General features: G+C 59.8%; 21 protein-coding genes. 10 read left to right on the forward strand and 11 right to left on the reverse strand.

Annotated elements, in window-relative coordinates:
- Positions 1–28 precede the first annotated feature (28 nt).
- The 4 genes from cyoE to QQJ86_RS04260 form a co-directional block, all read right to left on the reverse strand.
- The gene (gene cyoE / locus QQJ86_RS04245; RefSeq protein ID WP_284319664.1) at positions 29–916 is read right to left on the reverse strand and encodes a heme o synthase; all 888 of its coding nucleotides are present in this window, start codon (positions 914–916) and stop codon (positions 29–31) included.
- Positions 913–2070, reverse strand: coding sequence for a COX15/CtaA family protein (locus QQJ86_RS04250; protein WP_284319665.1), 1158 nt, complete (start codon positions 2068–2070; stop codon positions 913–915). Before QQJ86_RS04250 ends, cyoE begins: the two co-directional genes overlap by 4 nt.
- A complete protein-coding gene (locus tag QQJ86_RS04255) occupies positions 2070–2627 on the reverse strand; it encodes a hypothetical protein (RefSeq protein ID WP_284319666.1) in 558 nt (185 codons plus the stop codon). Before QQJ86_RS04255 ends, QQJ86_RS04250 begins: the two co-directional genes overlap by 1 nt.
- A 171-nt stretch (positions 2628–2798) precedes the next feature.
- Positions 2799–3524 (reverse strand): SURF1 family protein, encoded by a 726-nt coding sequence (locus QQJ86_RS04260; protein WP_284319667.1) that lies wholly within the window; start codon positions 3522–3524, stop codon positions 2799–2801.
- Between the two features lie 59 nt (positions 3525–3583).
- Here QQJ86_RS04260 and QQJ86_RS04265 point away from each other — a divergent pair, with 59 nt between their 5' ends.
- Positions 3584–3799 (forward strand): twin transmembrane helix small protein, encoded by a 216-nt coding sequence (locus QQJ86_RS04265; protein ID WP_284319668.1) that lies wholly within the window; start codon positions 3584–3586, stop codon positions 3797–3799.
- 97 nt (positions 3800–3896) lie between these two features.
- Here QQJ86_RS04265 and QQJ86_RS04270 read toward each other — a convergent pair whose 3' ends face one another.
- The 5 genes from QQJ86_RS04270 to QQJ86_RS04290 form a co-directional block, all read right to left on the reverse strand.
- Positions 3897–4784, reverse strand: a complete 888-nt coding sequence (locus QQJ86_RS04270; RefSeq protein WP_284319669.1) for a cytochrome c oxidase subunit 3 — start codon at positions 4782–4784, stop codon at positions 3897–3899.
- Between the two features lie 52 nt (positions 4785–4836).
- Positions 4837–5022, reverse strand: a complete 186-nt coding sequence (locus QQJ86_RS04275) for a hypothetical protein (protein WP_284319670.1) — start codon at positions 5020–5022, stop codon at positions 4837–4839.
- Between the two features lie 4 nt (positions 5023–5026).
- Positions 5027–6643 carry a cytochrome c oxidase subunit I gene (gene ctaD / locus QQJ86_RS04280; RefSeq protein ID WP_284319671.1) on the reverse strand — a complete coding sequence of 539 codons (1617 nt, stop codon included), beginning with the start codon at positions 6641–6643 and terminating at the stop codon, positions 5027–5029.
- Positions 6644–6706: 63 nt separating this feature from the next.
- Positions 6707–7678, reverse strand: a complete 972-nt coding sequence (gene coxB / locus QQJ86_RS04285; RefSeq protein ID WP_284319672.1) for a cytochrome c oxidase subunit II — start codon at positions 7676–7678, stop codon at positions 6707–6709.
- Between the two features lie 19 nt (positions 7679–7697).
- Positions 7698–8135, reverse strand: coding sequence for a DUF2244 domain-containing protein (locus tag QQJ86_RS04290; protein WP_284319693.1), 438 nt, complete (start codon positions 8133–8135; stop codon positions 7698–7700).
- Between the two features lie 704 nt (positions 8136–8839).
- Between QQJ86_RS04290 and putA the strand changes: the two genes are divergently transcribed.
- The 5 genes from putA (at position 8840) to QQJ86_RS04315 (ending at position 14782) form a co-directional block, all read left to right on the forward strand.
- Positions 8840–12028, forward strand: coding sequence for a bifunctional proline dehydrogenase/L-glutamate gamma-semialdehyde dehydrogenase PutA (gene putA, locus QQJ86_RS04295; protein WP_284319673.1), 3189 nt, complete (start codon positions 8840–8842; stop codon positions 12026–12028).
- Between the two features lie 186 nt (positions 12029–12214).
- Positions 12215–12982, forward strand: a complete 768-nt coding sequence (locus QQJ86_RS04300) for a TlpA family protein disulfide reductase (RefSeq protein ID WP_284319674.1) — start codon at positions 12215–12217, stop codon at positions 12980–12982.
- Positions 12983–13080: 98 nt separating this feature from the next.
- Complete coding sequence (locus QQJ86_RS04305; protein ID WP_284319675.1) at positions 13081–14160, forward strand: AraC family transcriptional regulator; 1080 nt, start codon at positions 13081–13083, stop codon at positions 14158–14160.
- Positions 14161–14213: 53 nt separating this feature from the next.
- Positions 14214–14459 carry a hypothetical protein gene (locus QQJ86_RS04310; protein ID WP_284319676.1) on the forward strand — a complete coding sequence of 82 codons (246 nt, stop codon included), beginning with the start codon at positions 14214–14216 and terminating at the stop codon, positions 14457–14459.
- Complete coding sequence (locus tag QQJ86_RS04315; RefSeq protein ID WP_284319677.1) at positions 14456–14782, forward strand: type II toxin-antitoxin system HicB family antitoxin; 327 nt, start codon at positions 14456–14458, stop codon at positions 14780–14782. The genes QQJ86_RS04310 and QQJ86_RS04315 overlap by 4 nt, the downstream gene beginning before the upstream one ends.
- Positions 14783–14881: 99 nt before the next feature.
- Here the strand turns inward: QQJ86_RS04315 and QQJ86_RS04320 are convergent, their stop codons facing one another.
- Complete coding sequence (locus QQJ86_RS04320; protein ID WP_284319678.1) at positions 14882–15262, reverse strand: ArsR/SmtB family transcription factor; 381 nt, start codon at positions 15260–15262, stop codon at positions 14882–14884.
- A gap of 98 nt (positions 15263–15360) precedes the next feature.
- Between QQJ86_RS04320 and QQJ86_RS04325 the strand changes: the two genes are divergently transcribed.
- On the forward strand, positions 15361–16107 hold the full coding sequence (locus QQJ86_RS04325; protein ID WP_284319679.1) for a glucose 1-dehydrogenase: 747 nt from the start codon (positions 15361–15363) through the stop codon (positions 16105–16107).
- A 71-nt stretch (positions 16108–16178) separates the two neighbouring features.
- Here QQJ86_RS04325 and QQJ86_RS04330 read toward each other — a convergent pair whose 3' ends face one another.
- On the reverse strand, positions 16179–16370 hold the full coding sequence (locus QQJ86_RS04330) for a hypothetical protein (protein WP_284319680.1): 192 nt from the start codon (positions 16368–16370) through the stop codon (positions 16179–16181).
- Positions 16371–16652: 282 nt separating this feature from the next.
- Between QQJ86_RS04330 and QQJ86_RS04335 the strand changes: the two genes are divergently transcribed.
- The 3 genes from QQJ86_RS04335 to QQJ86_RS04345 form a co-directional block, all read left to right on the forward strand.
- Entirely contained in the window at positions 16653–17888 is a 1236-nt protein-coding gene (locus QQJ86_RS04335) for a parallel beta-helix domain-containing protein (protein WP_284319681.1), read from the forward strand.
- A gap of 11 nt (positions 17889–17899) precedes the next feature.
- The gene (locus QQJ86_RS04340) at positions 17900–19060 is read left to right on the forward strand and encodes an SO2930 family diheme c-type cytochrome (RefSeq protein ID WP_284319682.1); all 1161 of its coding nucleotides are present in this window, start codon (positions 17900–17902) and stop codon (positions 19058–19060) included.
- A 193-nt stretch (positions 19061–19253) separates the two neighbouring features.
- The coding region (locus tag QQJ86_RS04345; protein ID WP_284319683.1) for a hypothetical protein at positions 19254–19491 on the forward strand (238 nt) is incomplete at its 3' end.

Raw genomic sequence — 19491 nt, forward strand, 5'->3', positions numbered from 1 at the left:
GGTGAGGGGCAAACCTCGCGAGAAGCCACTACAGCAAATGCGAAAAGGTCATCGGCTGCACCAGCCAATGATCGGCCAGCAGGAAGGCGAACAGCGCCATCAGGTAGATCACCGAATACTTGAACACTCGCATCGCGAAATATTCATCCGGTGGATTCATCAGGCGGATCGCGTAGTAGAGAAATCCAACACCCAACACCGCTGCGCCGCCGAAATAGATCAAACCACTGTGACCCGTGATAGAAGGCAGCAAGCTCACCAGCACCAGCAGGATGGTGTAGAGCAGGATCTGCCAGCGCGTGTAGCGTACGCCGTGCGTCACCGGAAGCATGGGTATCTGTGCACGCGCGTAGTCGTCACGGCGAAAAATGGCGAGCGCCCAGAAGTGCGGTGGCGTCCATACGAAAATGATCAGACACATCTGCAGCGGAAAAGGATGCAGCGCATCGGTGACGGCCGTCCAACCCAGCACCGGCGGAATGGCGCCGGCCAAGCCGCCGATCACGATGTTCTGCGGCGTGGCGCGTTTCAAATACGCCGTGTACACCAGCGCGTAACCAATCAAACCGCCGAAGGTCAACCACGCCGTGAGCACATTCACCTGCGTGGCAAGCACCACCATCGACAGCGCGCCAAGAATGGCCGCGAATACCAACACCTGCCTCGCGTTGAGTTTGCCGGTAGCCAACGGGCGCCGTGCGGTGCGTGCCATCAGCTTGTCGATACGTTCGTCGATCAAATGATTGAAGGCCGCAGCAGAACCCGAGGCCATCCAGATACCGAGCGTACCGAACACCAGCGCACGCCACGGCGGAATGCCGGGCACCGCGAGAAACATGCCGATCACCGAGCAGAACACCAGCAGCGCAACGACACGCGGTTTGGTGAGCTGCAGATATTCACTCACCAGCATCATGCGAGCGACTCCACATCATCCGCATGCCACGATTGCAACCGCGTGTAGTTTACCAGCAGCGCAAACAGCAACAAAGCCGCGCCACCGTTGTGCAAGGTAGCCACCAGCAAAGGCAGACCGAAGTGCACGTTGCTGATACCGAGCAGCACCTGCGCCATCAGCACGACCGCCACGGCGATACCGCCATTACGGAATCCGCTGCGTATCAAGCGGTACGAAAGCCAGGCTAAATAGCAGAACACCACCAGCGCGCCGATGCGATGTGCGATCTGGATCGCGCTGCGTGCCGCCATGTCGAGCACACCGCCTTCGTAGTTCACACCGATCTCGCGCCACAGCACGAAGCCTTCGCGAAAATCAGTGGGTGGCGCCCATTGCCCAAGGCAAGTCGGGAAATCCGTACCGCAAGCCAACGCAGCGTAGTTTGCTGATGTCCAGCCACCCAACGCGATCTGGCATGCCAGCAGCACGATGCCGAGCACTACCGCCTTGCGCAACGACGCGTAGCGATTGTCCGGCCAACCCAATCCATTGCAGCGCAAAGCGGCATACGCAAGCAAACCAAACGTGGTCATGCCGCCAAGCAAATGCCCCATCACCACGGCGGGCTTGAGCAGCAGGGTGACTGTCCACATGCCAAGCATGGCCTGGAAAATGATGACGCCCAGTGCCAACACGCTCATCTTCAGCGACGCACGTTCGCGCAGCAAAAATGCGCCAGCCGTCGGCAGCAATATCGCCAACAATGCCAGGCCTGACGCCACATCGCGCTCGCCATGCAAATACAGCGTGACACCGACAGCGGCAAACACCGCGCTGAGAATGATGGCAAGCATCACCATGCGATCACGACGGGCGGCCAGCAGTGCCAGCAACACGACCAGCACGCCCAGTGTGCCTGCCAACATGCGGTGCACTTGCTCGCGCCACGCCTTGGTCGCCTCGTACGGACGATCCGGAAACGCCACATTCGCTGCCGCCACGGCCTGCTCGTGATGCGGCCACGTGGCCTTGCCATAGCACGTAGGCCAATCCGGGCAGGAGAGTCCCGCGTTGGAAAGCCGCACAAACGCCCCGAACATCACCAGGCCGAAGGCAAACACGGCCGCCAGCACGGCGAGATAAGGAATGATTTTTCGGGTGCGCAATGTCATCAACGAATTACCTTTTGCAGATCCTTGCGCAAGCCGCTTGGATCGAAACCGACAGGATACCGCGCCAGCGCGGTGCCGTCGGATTCCACCAGCACGGCGCTGACGCTGTCGGGTGTGTCCGGCCGGAACGCCGCAAGCTTATTGCCCGCGTCCGAACCAAGCTCCCAGTAAGTCTGCATGCCGTTGCTGGTGGTATCCGCAGGTGGCTGGCCGACATAGAGCAAGCGCAGTCGCGACATGTTGTTGTTGAGCGTGATGCGGGCGGCAGCCATCTTGGTCAGCACGTCCATGCAGCGCGCGGCGCAATCCGGGCCGGCCATGGCGACCAACGTCATGCGTGGCGAGGCATCACGCCACGCCCAGTTGCTCCCGTCAGCAAGTCGGATCTGTATGTGCTCTTGCTCGAAGTTGCGCTGAGGCGCGATGGGCTCGCCGTAGGCTTTGCCAGTCGGTTGCCAGCCACTGACATTAAGCAGCGCCGCGCCGATGATCGGGGCAGCGAACACCAGGATCACCAGCAGGAATTTCAGGCGGCTTGTGCGTTGGTTTGAGTTCATCGAGGTATTCACGTCTGTTCTCGGAAGCTTCTGCGTGCCCCGCCGTCATTCCCGCGAAAGCGGGAATCCATTTTGCTCTGATGCAAAAGCGAAGATGGATTCCCGCTTTCGCAGGAATGACGGCGCGGAGATGTAAGCAATGTCGAAAGGGATATCGAGCTCTGCATTCGCTCACCTAAATTTGCGCTTGCGGTGCAACACCAGAAAAATCACCACAGCTGCGATAGCAAACGTGAACCACTGATAGGCGTAAGCACGATGCCGCGCTGGCGGCATGGAAGATAGATCGAGCGTATGAACGCGTACATAGATCGCTGCCGGATCGGCATCCAGCACCAAGACACGCGAATAAAACGTCGCGTGTAAATCAGCCGCCACCTGATCAAGATCCAGATACACCGATGTTTTGGGCCACTGCGCCTGCTGCGCTAACGCATTACCGCCCAATTCCAGCCCGGTTCCCGGCGGCGGCTGATACACGCCTTGCAAGGCCTGCCCATCGGGAGGCAGCGGCGGCAACTGTGGCGCCTTGTCCGTACCGTTTCCCGGCAGGAAACCCAGATCAACCAGTAGCAACTTGTTTTGATGCGCCGGCTGAAATGGTGCATATACCTCTACGCCACCGAAGCTGTCGTGCTTGGGGTTGTCGAGCAGATACAAGCGATCGACAAGATAACGCCCTTCGACACGCACACGCGGATAAGCATCCATGGGGGGCTGATCGGCCACTGCATCGAACGCTTGCACCGGTGCGCCAGCCGCCGCGGCATACCGTCGCAGAAGTGCATCTTTGTCATCCGCGCGATGCAGCTGCCAGATGCCAAGACGCACGAAAACAAGCACTCCGGCCACTGTGAGCAACACCGACCACCATGCCGGACGCCGCATCGCACTCACGCAGCAACCTCGCAACGCATGGCTATACTGGCAATGTCGAGCCTGCTTGGGATTCTCACGTGGAAACCATCTACAAAGTAGCGCTGGTGATCATGTTCCTGGTGGTGATCTTCAACCTTGGCCAGGCGTTGTATTTCATGATGACCGAGAAGGACGAAAGCAAACGCACCGTGTGGGCGCTGACCCGGCGCATCAGCTTTTCCTTGCTGCTGATTGCGATGGTCATCATCGGCATCCGAATGGGCTGGATCCACCCGCACGGCGTGGGCCAGTAATTGTAGCGGGCCACCCCTAGCCACGCCCGCACTGCGACGTTCCGGCACAAAAAAGCCCGCCTTCCGGCGGGCTTTTGCTATGCCCTCGAGCATCGCCTCAGAGGATATAGACGAACATGAAAAGTCCCAGCCACACCACGTCCACGAAGTGCCAGTACCAGGCCACCGCTTCGAAGCCGAAGTGATGCTCCTTGCTGAAGTGGCCAGCCAGCACACGCAGCCAGATGATGGCCAGCATGATGGTCCCAAGCGTCACGTGCAGGCCATGGAAACCGGTAAGCATGAAGAAGGTGCAGCCATACACGCCGCTACCGAGCGTGAGGTTGAGTTCCTTATAAGCCTCTGCGTATTCGTGCGCCTGGCAGGCCAGGAAGCTCGCGCCAAGCAGCACGGTAAAGCCCAGGAAGGCCAGCACCTTGCCACGATGGCCCGCCTTCAGCGCATGGTGTGCGATGGTTACGGTTACGCTGGAGCTGAGCAGGATCAGCGTATTGAGCAGCGGAAGTCCCCACGGGGCCACCGTCTGGAAGGCGCCGCCAACATGTCCCGGACCATTGCCACCACCCGCGCCCCATGATGCAGCGTAGTCGCTCCACAGATATTGATGCGTCAGCACGCCATGCCCTGAACCGCCCAGCCATGGCACCGAGAACATGCGGATGTAGAACAGTGCGCCGAAGAACGCGCCGAAGAACATCACCTCGGAGAAGATGAACCACATCATGCCCATGCGGAACGAGCGATCCACCTGGCTGTTGTAGCTACCGGCCATCGATTCGTGGATCACCGAGCGGAACCAGCCGAAGAACATGCCCAGGATGCCGACGAAGCCGATCAACAGCAGCGTCCTGCCGAAGCCGCTTTCGCCAGGCTCGGCATTGAGCCAGTGGGCTGCACCGTACACGGTGAGGAACATGACCACCGCGGCCACGATCGGCCATTGGCTCTTGCTCGGTACGTAGTAGATGTCGTGCTGCTGACTCATGATGATGGATCTCGTAGATGTTCTCGTTGACCTACGCTCCCGCCGTAGCGGGTTACTGCATGAGCGCCTCTTTCACTGCCTGCGCGTGCGCCTGCGGATGATGCTGCAACCAGAGCATCTGCACGACCGAAACCACGAACACGGCGAAAGCGACGATGCCGACGATCGTTGCGGTGCGTCGCGCGCGGCGCAGCCGTTGTTCCTGCCCTGCTTCCAGCGAGCGATGATCGAGTCTCACGTGATCAATCCTCAACGTGGCCATGCGCCAGTTCTTCGTCGTGGATCACCGGCGCAATCGTGAAACTGTGATGCGGCGGCGGTGACGACAACGTCCACTCCAGCCCGCGCGCGCCTTCCCACACGCGATCAGTGGCCTTCTTCTTCGAGAACCACACGCAGTGGATGACCACTCCCAGGAAGATCAGCTGCGAGGCGCCAAACAGGAAGCCGCCGATCGAGCTGATCATGTTGAAGTTGGCGAACGCCACGTTGTAGTCCGGAATACGACGCGGCATGCCGGCAAGGCCGAGGAAGTGCTGCGGGAAGAACAACACGTTCACCCACACCACCGAGTTCCAGAAGTGCACCTTGCCCCAGAACTCACTGTACATATTGCCGGTCCACTTCGGGATCCAGTAATACGTGGCCGCAATGATCGCGAAGATCGCACCCGTCACCAGCACGTAATGGAAGTGCGCCACGACGAAATACGTGTCGTGATACTGGAAGTCCGCCGGCACCAACGCCAGCATCAGGCCGGAGAAGCCGCCGATGGTGAAGAGAATGACGAACGCCACCGCGAACAGCATCGGCGTCTCGAACGTCATCGAACCGCCCCACATGGTGCCGACCCAGTTGAATACCTTCACACCGGTCGGCACCGCGATCAGCATGGTCGCGTACATGAAGAAGATTTCCGCACCCAGCGGCAGACCCACCGCAAACATGTGGTGTGCCCACACGATGAACGACAGGAACGCGATCGATGCAATGGCGAACACCATCGCCTTGTAGCCGAAGATCGGCTTGCGCGCGAAGGTTGGAATGATCTCCGAGATGATCCCGAACGCCGGCAGGATCATGATGTACACCTCGGGGTGACCGAAGAACCAGAACACGTGCTGGAACAGCACCGGGTCACCGCCGCCGGCAGCGTCGAAGAAGTGCGTGTCGAAATACTTGTCGGTGAGCAGCATGGTCACCGCGCCCGCAAGCACCGGCATCACCGCGATCAGCAGGAACGCCGTGATCAGCCAGCTCCACACGAACACCGGCATCTTCAACAGATCCATGCCCGGCGCACGCATATTGAGGATGGTGGCGATGATGTTGATGGCGCCCATGATCGAGCTGATACCCATCAAGTGCACCGCGAACACCACATAGGCCGTCGACTCGCTCTGCAACGACAGCGGCGGATACATGGTCCAGCCACCGGCGGGTCCGCCGCCTGGCAGGAACAGCGTGGACAGCAGCAGCGCAAAGGCGAACGGCAAAATCCAGAACGAAAGATTGTTCATGCGCGGCAGTGCCATGTCCGGCGCGCCGACCATCAACGGAATCATCCAGTTGCCCAAGCCCACGAAGGCGGGCATCACCGCGCCGAAAATCATCACCAGCGCGTGCATGGTGGTCATTTCGTTGAAGAAGTAAGGCTGCACCAATTGCATGCCCGGCTTGAACAGCTCGGCGCGAATCACCATCGCGAAGCTGCCGCCGATAAAGAACATCAGCAGCGAAAAAACCAGGTACAGCGTGCCGATGTCTTTGTGGTTGGTGGACATCACCCAGCGCTGAAAGAAATTCAGGTGCTCGTGGTGCTCGTCGTGATGCTCATCGTGGGTGGCTGCGTGGGCCATGGCGTTGAAACCTCTACCTCAATGAATGCTTCGTTCGTTAACTGCTTTTCTGCAGCCGAGAGATCAACCCTGAGTGTTCTGTTTCGCTGCGACCTGCGCCGTCGCCTGTGCGGGCGCGGCGGCGGTCGATGCCGGTGCAGGTGCGGGCGTTGCAGACTTCTGCTGATCTGCCAGCCACTTGGCGAAGTCGTCCTTCGACAAGGCCTTCACCACGATCGGCATGAAGCCATGGTCCTGGCCGCACAACTCGGCGCACTGGCCGCGGTATACGCCCGGCACTTTGATATTGGTCCACGTGGCATTCACCACGCCCGGAATCGCATCCATCTTCCAACCTAATGCAGGCACGAACCAGGAATGGATCACGTCGTCAGCGGTGATCACGAAGCGGATCTTGGTATCGACCGGCACCACCAGCGGATGATCGACGTCCAGCAGATAGGTGTTCTCGTCACCCACCTTCACGGCATACGGATCGAGGCCGGAATTGAGCTGACGCGTTGCATTGCTGCGATCGTCGAGCTTGGACATGAAGCCCACGTGGCTGACCGGCTTGCCGAGATAATCGACGTAGTCGTAGCGCCACTTCCATTGATAACCGGTGACCTTCACCGTCATCTGCGCGCCGGTGGTATCGGAGAACTTGCGCAAGCCATCTGTCGCCAACCAGGCCAGGCTGACCAGGATGATCACGGGAATGGTGGTCCACACGATTTCGACGGTGGTGTTGTGCGTCCACTTCTCCGCAACCGCACCGCGCGATTTGCGGAAGCGGAACATGGCGATGAACATGGCGCCGAACACCAGGATGCCGATCACCACGCACACGCCCAACGCAACGTTGTTGAGCATGTAGGGAACGTCGGAATACGTCGTCACGCCCGGCGTGAGATTCAGCTGCCCGGGCTGCGGATTGGCTAGAACGCTATTGCCGAACAAACTCAGGGCTGCGATCCCCAACGCCCCGACGACCTGCCTTACGTGCTTGGAACCACCAAACCGGATGCCGTGCTTCCCGATGCCGCCAACTGTCATGTTTGCACCTTTGTTGGACCTACCCGCGTTGGGCCTGCAAATCAGCCAGCAACGCCCTCAGTTTCCGGAATAACTCGGCGCGTTCCTCATCGGTGAGGAAAGCCCCGACCTCCAGCTTGCGTCCGTGCGACGACAACAACAATCGGTAACGCCCCTCCCCTGACTCCAGCAGCACGCGCACCCAATAGGGTTGGAAGCGCGTGCAACGACGACCTGGCAGGGTTTGCACCTCCAGCGACGTAGCGTCGAGGGTGATGCGTTCGCTGCGGTCGCCGGCCCGCCAAGCCACGCTCAAGGCAATGGCTACGGCGGAAGCCTCGATCAGGGCGAACAGCGGGGCGAAAACATCGCCCTGCCACGCTCCCAGACCTGCCGTTATCAACGCCAGCGCAGCCAGCACCAGGATCAGATGACGCAGGCCGCGTCGGCTGAGTGTGCGGTTGGGCCGAAGCCACATCACGCACGGCAGGCCGCCGAGGGCTGGTCGAAGCACGATCATGGAAGTCCGGCGTGCCTGGAACGTGCCCGATCATAGGCCGCGTCGTGAAGTCGGGCAAGGACAGGCGCAGCGTGTTGCAGAGTCTTTGCAAGCCACGTATTTGCCGCATCTACGCGATTCGCTGCGTGAAGTTGGGAAAGCGCAACAAATCACCCATGCATGCTGCTGCGACCCGCGACAATTTGCCCCGCTATTTGGACATCAACTATCTATCAGTTTCCGATATCGCAAAACGAAGCCTCGCGTCGCCCCTCCCCTCTTGCTTGCACCTGATTGGCGTCGAGTCTCAGCGACACGATGCGCAATCCCCTCCCCTGCTTGCAGGGGAGGGTTAGGGTGGGGTGACGCAAGCAACGCTTGCGTCCCGTTATGCCGAGACGGTAGAGAGGCATGGGCTGAACATCATCGCCAGGGGGCTTCACCCCACCCCAGCCCTCCCCTACTACACGTAGGGGAGGGAGCGTGTAGCAAAGAACTGAGACTCGACGCTAATCAAGCTGCTTGCGCGGGTAGGGGACTGCTCATTGCATTTATGCAGATGCCTAGGCGTCTAAGTATGGAATTCGGCACAAAGCAACCACGTTGCGCCGCAGCGCTGCGGGCGCGGCCTTTCCCTTACAATTTGCCGTTCCCTCATCCCCCAACTCACGCGCCACGCCATCGTGACCCAACCGATTCTCTTCCCCGAACTGCCGACCAGCGTCGAGCCGGCCCGCGCGCGCATCACGGCCAATTGGCTGCGCGACGAAACCGAAGCCGTCAACGATCTGCTCACCCAGGCCACGCTGCCGCCGGTCGAGCGCGAAAAAGTGATCGACCTCGCCGCCGACCTGGTCACCCGTGTGCGCGCCCGCGCCAAAGATCAGAGCGCGGTCGAATCCTTCATGCGCCAGTACGATCTTTCCAGCGAAGAAGGCGTGCTGCTGATGTGCGTGGCCGAAGCGCTGCTGCGCATTCCCGACAAGGCCACCGCCGACAAGCTGATCCGCGACAAGCTCGGCGATGCGAACTGGAAGAAGCATCTGGGCCAGAGCGAGTCGCTGTTCGTCAACGCGTCCACCTGGGGCTTGATGCTCACCGGCAAGCTGGTGAACCTGGCCGAAGAAACCCGCCACGATTTTACCGGCGCGCTGCGCCGCCTGGTCGGCCGTGCAGGCGAACCGGCGATCCGTCTGGCCGTGCGCCAGGCCATGCGCATCATGGGCCATCAATTCGTGATGGGGCAGACGATCGGTGAAGCGCTCGATCGCTGCGCCAAACCGGAGTACGCGGTGTATCGCTACTCCTACGACATGCTCGGCGAATCCGCGCTCACCTCGGAAACCGCCGAGCGTTATCAGCAGGATTACCGCAACGCTATTGCGGCTATTGGCTCGCGCGGCCCCTTCGCCAATCACACAGATGCGCCATCGATATCCGTAAAACTTTCTGCGTTGCATCCGCGTTATGAAGTGGCGAACCGCGAGCGTGCGCGTCGCGATCTCACTGCCAAGCTGCTGGAATTGTCGCAGTTGGCGATGAAGCAAGGCATTGCGCTGTCTGTGGACGCCGAAGAAGCCGATCGCCTGGAGCTGTCGCTGGACATCATCGGCGATGTGTTTGCACATCCGTCTCTACAAGGCTGGAATGGCCTCGGCATCGTGGTGCAGGCATATTCCAAACGCACACCGTTCGTCATCGACTGGCTGATCGAAACCGCACGCGCCGCCGGCCGCCGCTGGTATGTGCGCTTAGTGAAGGGCGCGTACTGGGATGCGGAGATCAAGCGCTCGCAGGAGCTGGGTCTTTCGGGCTATCCGCTGTACACGCGCAAGCCGAACACTGATGTTTCGTACCTCGCTTGCGCGCACAGATTGTTCGACGCGGGCAGCGAATTGATCTATCCACAATTCGCCACTCACAACGCACACAGCATTGCAGCGGTGCATCACATCTCGCGTGGGCGTCCGTTCGAATTCCAGCGCCTGCACGGCATGGGCACGGACCTGTACGCCGAAGTGATCGGAAAGCAGAACCTCAACGTGCCCTGCCGCGTCTATGCGCCGGTGGGCACGCACGAAGATCTGCTGCCGTATCTGGTACGCCGTCTGCTTGAAAACGGCGCCAACACCAGTTTCGTCAACCGTGTGGTGGACGAAACGCTACCGGTGCGCGATCTCGTGGCCGATCCCTGCGAAACCGTGCGCCGCTATACCTCCATTTCGCATCCGCGCATTCCTGCGCCGGTCAACCTCTTCGGTGAGAATTCTGCGCTTGCGCAAAATTCAAATTTTGTATCCAGGAAGAATTCCATGGGCGTCAACTTTTCCAACGACAACGAACTGAAGGCCCTCGCCGAGGCGGTCAACGCAAAGTCCACGCAATGGGCCGCCGGCCCGCTGGTGCCGGGTGGCGAAGGCAAAGGCCCTACGGTGCAGGTAACCAACCCGGCCGACCGACGCCAAGCGGTGGGCAGCTATGTAAGCGCCGATGCCGCGCTGGTCGACAAGGCGCTGGCCAATGCCGTCGCCGCGCAGCCGGCTTGGGATCGTCTACCGGCCGCCAGCCGCGCGGCAATCCTGGAACATGCTGCCGAGCAACTCGAAGCACGCCGCGGCGAATTCATTGCGCTGTGCGTACGCGAAGCCGGCAAGAGCCTGCCCGATTCGATCGCCGAAATTCGCGAAGCCGCCGACTTTCTGCGCTACTACGCCGCGATGGCGCGCCGCCTGTTCGGTCATCCGGAACAACTGCCCGGCCCGACGGGTGAGAACAACCAGCTGTTCCTCAACGGTCGCGGTGTGTTCGTATGCATCAGCCCGTGGAACTTCCCGCTCGCGATTTTCCTGGGCCAGATTTCTGCGGCATTGGCGGCTGGCAACAGCGTGATCGCCAAGCCGGCCGAACAAACCACGTTGATCGGCCACGCTGCAGTGAAATTGCTGCATGAAGCGGGTGTGCCGGTCGACGTGCTGCAGTACTTGCCGGGCGACGGCGCCGTCGTCGGTGCAGCGCTCACCAAAGATCCACGCGTGGCTGGCGTGGCCTTCACCGGCTCCACCGAAACCGCATGGGCGATCAATCGCGCGCTCGCTGCGCGTAACGCACAGATCGCTGCGCTGATCGCCGAAACCGGCGGACAGAACGCGATGATCGCCGACTCATCCGCCCTGCCCGAGCAAATCGTGAAAGACGTGATCGCTTCGGCCTTCCAGTCCGCCGGGCAACGCTGCTCCGCAGCGCGCATCTTGTTCGTGCAGGAGGACATCGCTGACAAGGTCGTCGGCATGCTCGCCGGCGCCATGGCCGAACTGAAAGTGGGTGATCCGGGCCAGCTTTCTACCGACGTAGGTCCGGTGATCGATAACGATGCGCTGAAAATCCTCACCGACCACGCCGCGCGCATGGACAAGGAAGCGAAGAAGATTGCCGACGCCAAGCTCGATCCGTCCGCCACATCAAACGGCACGTTCTTCGCGCCGCGTGCTTACGAAATTGCCTCACTCGACGTGCTCAAGCGCGAAATCTTCGGTCCCGTGCTGCACGTGATCCGCTGGAAAGGCAGCGAACTGCCGCAGGTGGTCGAGCAGATCAACCGCACCGGTTACGGCCTTACGCTGGGCGTGCACAGCCGCATCGACGACACCGTGGAATACATCCGTAGTCATGCGCGCGTCGGCAACTGCTACGTCAATCGCAACCAGATCGGTGCCGTAGTCGGCGTGCAGCCATTCGGTGGCGAATCGCTTTCCGGCACCGGCCCGAAAGCGGGTGGCCCACACTATCTGTTGCGCTTTGCCACGGAGCGCACGCTCACCATCAACACTACGGCAGCAGGCGGCAATGCTTCGCTGCTGACGATTGGCGAGTAATCTGCAGACAATTTCCTTTCCTTGAAGGGAAGATTCCGTAACCCTCATGGCCGTCATTCCCGCGAAAACGGGAATCCATCGTTGCCTTTGCATCAGAGCAAATGGATTCCCGCTTTCGCGGGAATGACGGCCATGAGGTTAATCCGGGAAAAGCCCGCACATAACAACCGCCGGCAGGCAAGCGTCATGCGACGAACAGCGCTCCTGATTTCACTGTTATGGATGGCAACTGCAACACACGCGGCTGGTCCCAGCCAAGACGAACAACACTTCGTCGCAAGCTTGCACCTCGGCGCCGCACCCCAAATCCGCTATCTCGACGCCACTGGCAAGCCACTCGATTACACCGCCTTCGCGCAGCAACTGAGCCAAGGCCGCCGCCACTACAGCATCACCCGCGACATCCACGCCGGCATGGCAGTGTTGCGTCTGCGGCCGCCCGGCGCCCATGCCGGTGAACCAGGACGCTTCGCCTTTGGTCGTGGCGATGACTTCCCTCCCTTCGAGTTGCCATCACTGCAAGGTGGCATGCAGCGGCTGGGAGATTTCCACGGTCGCTACACCCTGGTCAGTTTCTTCTTCGCCGAATGCGCGCCTTGCATCGCCGAGGTGCCGACGCTCAACGAATATGCGCGCGAGCATGGCGACATGAACTTCGTAGCCATTACGTACGAGGACGCCACCACCGCGCGCGAGTTCGTGAAACAGCATGGATCGACATGGAACGTGCTGTACGACGGGCAAGCGCTGACTGACACGCTCGGCGTTGGCATTTTCCCCACTTTGATGCTGCTTGATCCTAGCGGCCACGTAGCGGGCGCTGCCGTTGGCACGGCGATGCAAGATGCCCCAGCCAAACGCCTCGCCGACCTTGGCGGCTGGATCGAGCAATGGAAGAACGTGGCATCCAGCGAGCAGACACGCTCATTGCACGGAACGCCAGCCCGGCAATAACAACCCGGCGGACTTGTGCGCCGCGCCAACCACCCAGCCTCTGCACGTGCTAGAACAGACTACTGCGCCAATGGGGTTGGCACGGGGGAAGGATCGGCATGTCACAAGCGGCATTCGAACTACGCGACACGCGGAGCATGGCGACGCCAAGCATCGAGCCAGACCCGCGCGCGCAAGCCGCCGACATCCCACCCAACATATTGGTCCAACTCACCGAATTCGCTGCCGTGCACGGCATCACCAGCGACGCCTGGTTCGCTGGCTTAGGCATCACGCGGCAGCAGATCAACGATCCAAGCGTACGCGTTTCGTACCGGCAAGCGCGCATGATGATCACCCGTGCGCTACGGGCGCTGCGTTATCCGGCATTGGGTCTGCTGATCGGCCGTAACGAAACCATCGGCAGCTTCGGCCTGCTCGGCCTGGCCATGATGACCTCGCGCAATTTCGGCGAAGCGATGAACGTGGGCATTGAAAACCACAGAATCTGCGGCAGCCTGCTGGACGTGGATTTTTCCATCGTGGATGCGCAAAGTGTTGCTGTGCAGGCATGGCCACGCTTTGGCGAAATCGAGCTGTTGCCGTTCTTGTGCGAAGAGCTGTTTTCCAGCTGTCTGGCCATGGCACGCGAACTGGTTGGCCACAAACTCATTCCGGTGCGCATGGAATTCACCTATCCGGCGCCTTCATATGCAGCGGAATACACCTCCACCTTCCAATGCGACGTGCGTTTCGGCGCGCAACACAATCGCATCCTGGTGGACGTCAACTGGCTGACGCATCCCCTTCCCGGCTACAACCCGCTCACTTCTCGGCAGGCGTTGGCACTGTGCCATCAACAACTGCGCGGCAGCAGCCGTTCCGATGAAATCGTCGGCTCTGTCGAGCGCCTGTTGCGCAGCCGTTTGCGCGAACACCCCAAGCTCACCGAAGTCGCCCGCACCCTTCATCTCAGCGAACGCTCGCTACGCCGCAAGCTCGCCGAGAGCGGCCGCATCTTTCGCGAGATCCACGATCGCGTACGCGCAGAGCGTGCGCTGGAATTGCTGCATGCGGGTCAATTGAGCGTGGCGGAAATTGGTATCGAGCTGGGTTTCAGCGATCCGCGTGAATTTCGGCGTGCGTTCAAGCGCTGGACTGGGATGCCGCCGCAATTGGCGCGGCGAAGCCTGCCCTGAATTTCAGTCTTGCCTCAGCTCGTTGGTGATACTATAGGTAGTATCGTCGACTAATGAACGCAAAGGCCAAGCTCCTCGCATCCATCCTTGCCAATCCAAAGCAGGTTCGCTTCAACGATGCCTGCAGGGCCGCGGAAATTCTTGGTTTTATACACAGCGGCGGAACGGGTTCACATCGCGCTTTTGCCAGGGCAGGTGAACCAGTGGGGCTGAATTTCCAAAACCGTGGTGGATTTATTCCGCCCTATCAAGCCCGTCAACTCGGCGCAATGATCGAGAAATACGGAGAGAAGCCGTGAATCACTACCCCATTGAAATCTTTTGGTCGGAAGAGGATGAGGGCTATATCGCCGAAGCGCCCGATCTACCAGGATGCTCTGCATGGGGCGCCACCGAAACCGATGCCGCCCGCGAGATCAAGCATGCCATCAGCGCCTGGATCAAAGCCGCCAAGGCGGCGGGAAATGTCGTCCCACCTCCATCCACCATGGAGCCATTAGAGTCTTACAGCGGTAAATTCGTCGTGCGCGTACCGCGGTCGCTGCATGCACGCCTTGCTCGCAAGGCCAAGATCGAGGGTGTAAGCCTCAATCAATACGTTACTCATATGCTGTCGCGGTAATCGCGCGTCATGTCATACGCATGAGCCAGGACAGCTACGCGATAAGAAATTAAGAACTTGGATCACTCATATTCCTAGCAACATACACGCTGCCAGAACTCACCCAACTCGCGATCTGCCACTGCCTTGCTTGCGCTTGGTCGCACGCATCCGCTCAGCCGCCTGAATTTGATGCGCCTTCATGATCGTCATGATCAATCCAGGAAACCGCTGGTTGATCTCCTCGCAACGGGTGCTGTTGCGCATTTCCACACCTTGTCGCTCGCTGCGGATCAATCCCGCTTCGCGCAACGCACGAAAGTGTTGCGATAGTGTCGACTTGGGAATATCGCGATCGCTGATCTTCAGGAAGTTGGAGCAGGTGGCGCCGCTGGAGATAGACAGTTCGGCATAGATAGCTGCACGCACGGGATCGGAAAGGGCGTGGAGGATGCCTTCGACGGTAATGTCTTCTATGGATGGATGAACCAGCGGCCTCATGGTGCGCATTTTATCAGGCACTTGATTTCTAGTTCTATAGTTCATAAGTTACGAACTACAGGATTTCAGAACTACCTCACCCCACCAGGACATATTCCATGAGCAAGCTGAAAGGTAAGGTCGCCGTCGTCACCGGCGCATCCAAGGGTATCGGCGCCGGCATCGCCAAGGCGCTCGGCGCGGAGGGCGCGTCGGTTGTCGTGAATTACGCCTCCAGCAAGGCGGGCGCGGATGGTGTGGTCAACGACATCGTGAAAGCCGGCGGCAAGGCTGTGGCCGTGCAAGGCGATGTATCCAAAGCTGCGGACGCGCAGGCCATTGTCGATGCAGCCATCAAGCATTACGGTCGTCTCGACGTGCTCGTGAACAACTCGGGCGTCTACGAGTTCGCACCGATCGAGGCGATCACGGAAGAGCACTACGACCGGCAGTTCAATGTGAACGTGCGCGGTTTGCTGCTGACCACCCAGGCTGCCGTGAAGCACCTTGGCGAAGGCGCCAGCATCATCAATGTCGGCTCGCTGGTCTCGCGCATCGTGCCTGCGAACACGGTGGTGTACACCGCCACCAAGGGTGCCGTGGATGCGATCACCGGCGTGCTTTCGCAGGAATTGGGACCGCGCAAGATTCGCGTGAACGCGCTCAATCCTGGCATGGTGGAAACGGAAGGCACGCATGCCGTGGGTGCTATCGGCGGTGATTTCGAAAAATCTGCCCTGGCACATACACCACTGGGCCGCATTGGCCAGCCGAACGATATCGCCTCGATTGCCGTGTTTCTGGCTTCTGATGATTCGTACTGGCTCACGGGTGAGCGCTTGTATGCAGGCGGCGGTGCGCGCTGATCGCTGGATTTCGAGCGCATCCCGATAGAGGATGCGCTCGAAAAGATGCGCATTATTGTGCGGCTACCGCATTACTGCCTATGCACACTGCCGTCGCCGATGCCCAGGCAGATACGGGAGCGAGCAGGCATCACCCCTACGGGGCGAACCTGGGAATTATTGATCCTGTTGAATGCCGGCGGCACATTCGGACGCACCTTGCCCGACCCGGCTCCACTGCCTTCGGCATGCCCAAACAAACGCCCGACCCAGCGAGAACGCATGACTGCCTCCCTTTGCGATACGTTGACAGGTATTCAAGATATAACTGCCTGATCGGCCCTAGTAGCGACATCTTGGCAAGGCAGATTTAAATTTTCTTCAAGCATTGCTGGCCGAATCGCTTCATTCGATCGCACTGAAGCAAGGCATCCAGGTGCTATCACGCCCAGCAGACTGGCCGCTTTGCCCCCCATACCCGTCCTTTTTGCCCTCCCCTCTTTGCATGGCTTACGGGACAGTGCGTCGGTACGCGCCCGCATGGCGCGTGGGGAGAAATGGTTGTCATGCGCAAGATCTATCCTTTGATCGCTTTTTCGTTGCTGCTGACCGCCTGCGGCCATCAGGAAAATGCTGCACAGAACCAGAGCGACGCTTCGTTCGAAAGTAAGTTGGAACAGCAACTGCTCGACGCCAAACCCGGCAGCGTGATCGACATTCCGGCCGGCCATTATTCGCTTAAGCGAGGCTTGAGCCTGCGCACTAACGGCGTAACCATTCGCGGCGCGGGCATGGACAAGACTGTGTTGTCGTTCAAGGGACAGATCGTCGGCCCTGAAGGGCTGCTGGTGAATGCCGATGACTTCACCATCGAGAACCTCGCCATCGAAGACACGATGGGTGATGCGCTGAAGATCAATCAGGGCAAGAACATCACCATCCATGGCGTACGCATCGAGTGGACCGGCGGCCCGAAGAGCACCAACGGCGCCTACGGCCTCTATCCGGTCAAGACGCAAAACGTCTTGGTGGAAGATTCAGTCGTCATCGGTGCTTCGGACGCCGGCATCTACGTGGGCCAGTCGAACAACATCGTCGTGCGACGCAATCGCGCCGAACAGAATGTAGCGGGCATCGAGATCGAGAATTCGGTGAACGCCGACGTGTACGACAACACGGCGACGAAGAACACCGGCGGCATTCTCGTTTTCAATATGCCGAACCTGTCGCAGGCCGGTCATGCCACGCGCGTGTTCCACAACAAGGTGTTCACCAACAACACCGGCAACTTCGCCAAGAAAGGGGCGGCCGTTGCCAGTGTGCCGGCGGGCTCGGGCGTGGTGGTGAATTCCAACGACAAGGTGGAGATCTTCGATAACGACATCGCCGACAGCCAGACGGCGAACGTGATCATTTCCAGCTACTTCTCCACCAACTACTACAACACGCGCGGCGTCGCGACCGATTACAACCCGTATCCGAAAGGCATCTACGTCTATGGCAACCGCTTCAAGGGCGGTGGTGATTCACCGGACGGCCTGAAGCTGAAAACACTCAAGACCGCGATGTACGGCATCAGCGGCAACTTCCCTGACGTGTTATGGGATGGCTACACCGATCCGAAAAACCAGGCAGACGGCCTGCCACCGCCGAACGACCGCATCTGCATCGTGGACGCCAACGGCGTACTCAATGCCGACGGTCCGCACGATTACAAGAATCCCAGCACGGACACCAAACCCTTCCAGTGCAGCTTGCCCAAGCTGCCGCCCGTTGCGCTGAATCCGGAACCGAAAGTCTGAGAGCATTGCTGATGCAGAAGAAGATGTGGATGCGCGGACTGCTGCTGTCCGCGCTTTTGTGCCTGGCTGCTTGCCACCAGGGCATGGAACCGGTTGCATTTCACGACGACGGCTATCCGTCGAAGCTGAGCGATTGGCATGTCGTGGAAGCACACGATGGGGTGTTGCAGTTGAACGATGGCGTGGTTCCTTACGAACTCAACACGCCACTATTCACGGACTACGCGCACAAGCTGCGTACGATCTGGATGCCCAAAGGCGTGTCAGCCAAGTACAGCCCCAAGGATACGTTCGATTTTCCGGTGGGAACCATCATCAGCAAGACGTTCTTCTATCCGATCCCTAAGGATGCAGCACGTAACGCCACTGACGTGGCACGTACGTATGACACGAGCCGCGATTTCGCAGCACCCGGGCAAGGACTGAATCTTGCCGAAGTACATCTAGTCGAAACACGCCTGCTGATTCGGCGCAAAGAAGGCTGGGTAGCCATTCCCTACGTGTGGAACGCGGAGCAGACCGAGGCCACGCTCGCCCGCACCGGCGACGTGCAAGCGTTGACGCTGGTGAGCGACAACGGCGAGCGCGAAAACTTCAATTATGTGGTGCCCGATCAAAGCCAATGCGCAAGCTGCCACGCGCGCGACTGGACCACACGCGCCATCCAGCCCATAGGCCCGAAGGCGCGCCATCTCAATCGTGATTACCGTTATGCCGATGGTGATGAAAACGAACTCGCGCATTTAGTCCGCATGGGTTATCTCACTGGCGCACCTGTACCAGCCGACGCACCACGCAACGCGAACTGGATGGATACACACGCCTCGCTCGATGCACGCGCACGCGCTTACCTGGATATCAACTGCGGCCATTGCCACAACCCGAAAGGCGCGGCCAACACCACTGGACTCACTTTGGATATCGCCACGACCGAAGATCGCCATATCGGCATCTGCAAGCCGCCGACGGCAGCCGGACAAGGCACCGGCGACCATCTGTTCGACATCGTGCCAGGCCATCCTGACGACTCGATTCTGCCTTACCGGCTCAGCTCCACCGAGCCGGGCACGATGATGCCGGAGATCGGGCGCAGCACGATGCATCGCGAAGGTGTTGCGCTGATCAAGGCGTGGATTGCGGCGCAATCGGGGGATTGCTTGGTTTTGCACTAATGCTTTCGTCCCCTCTCCCCTTCGGGGAGAGGGCTAGGGTGAGGGGACAAGGCTTGCGGAAGAACACTTTGCCGCGTACAGCTTTTTTTTGCGCCAAACAAACATTGGGCGAGGCTGACCCCTCACCCCAACCCTCTCCCTGAAGGGGAGAGGGTGTACTGCTAGCAAGATTGTTTTCTGAGGGGAAAAAATAATGACGATACGCCAACGAGCACTGCCCGCTTACGTACGCCATCTGCTGTGCGGTGGTGTCGCCTTGTTGATGTGTGCACCGGTTTTCGCATTCGACGACGCACCGGCGCAAAACACTACCGATAAGCAAAGCCAGCCCGACGCCAGCCAAGCCAAGCAGCTAGGCAACATCACCGTGACGGCACAAAGCCGCACGCAACAGATGGAGCAGGTGCCGATTCCGTTGCAGATCCTCACGG

The sequence above is a fragment of the Dyella acidisoli genome (genome assembly GCF_030160295.1).
GTDB classification, from domain to species: Bacteria; Pseudomonadota; Gammaproteobacteria; order Xanthomonadales; family Rhodanobacteraceae; genus Dyella_B; species Dyella_B acidisoli.

Coding starts and splice junctions, on each gene's coding strand:
- QQJ86_RS04335 (WP_284319681.1), top strand. CDS start 16,653: ATGCGCAAGATCTATCCTTTGATCGCTTTTTCGTTGCTGCTGACCGCC.
- cyoE (WP_284319664.1), bottom strand. CDS start 916: ATGATGCTGGTGAGTGAATATCTGCAGCTCACCAAACCGCGTGTCGTT.
- QQJ86_RS04255 (WP_284319666.1), bottom strand. CDS start 2,627: ATGAACTCAAACCAACGCACAAGCCGCCTGAAATTCCTGCTGGTGATC.
- coxB (WP_284319672.1), bottom strand. CDS start 7,678: ATGACAGTTGGCGGCATCGGGAAGCACGGCATCCGGTTTGGTGGTTCC.
- QQJ86_RS04270 (WP_284319669.1), bottom strand. CDS start 4,784: ATGAGTCAGCAGCACGACATCTACTACGTACCGAGCAAGAGCCAATGG.
- QQJ86_RS04325 (WP_284319679.1), top strand. CDS start 15,361: ATGAGCAAGCTGAAAGGTAAGGTCGCCGTCGTCACCGGCGCATCCAAG.
- QQJ86_RS04310 (WP_284319676.1), top strand. CDS start 14,214: ATGAACGCAAAGGCCAAGCTCCTCGCATCCATCCTTGCCAATCCAAAG.
- QQJ86_RS04320 (WP_284319678.1), bottom strand. CDS start 15,262: ATGAGGCCGCTGGTTCATCCATCCATAGAAGACATTACCGTCGAAGGC.
- QQJ86_RS04305 (WP_284319675.1), top strand. CDS start 13,081: ATGTCACAAGCGGCATTCGAACTACGCGACACGCGGAGCATGGCGACG.
- QQJ86_RS04250 (WP_284319665.1), bottom strand. CDS start 2,070: ATGACATTGCGCACCCGAAAAATCATTCCTTATCTCGCCGTGCTGGCG.
- QQJ86_RS04330 (WP_284319680.1), bottom strand. CDS start 16,370: ATGCGTTCTCGCTGGGTCGGGCGTTTGTTTGGGCATGCCGAAGGCAGT.
- QQJ86_RS04300 (WP_284319674.1), top strand. CDS start 12,215: ATGCGACGAACAGCGCTCCTGATTTCACTGTTATGGATGGCAACTGCA.
- ctaD (WP_284319671.1), bottom strand. CDS start 6,643: ATGGCCCACGCAGCCACCCACGATGAGCATCACGACGAGCACCACGAG.
- QQJ86_RS04290 (WP_284319693.1), bottom strand. CDS start 8,135: ATGTGGCTTCGGCCCAACCGCACACTCAGCCGACGCGGCCTGCGTCAT.
- QQJ86_RS04340 (WP_284319682.1), top strand. CDS start 17,900: ATGCAGAAGAAGATGTGGATGCGCGGACTGCTGCTGTCCGCGCTTTTG.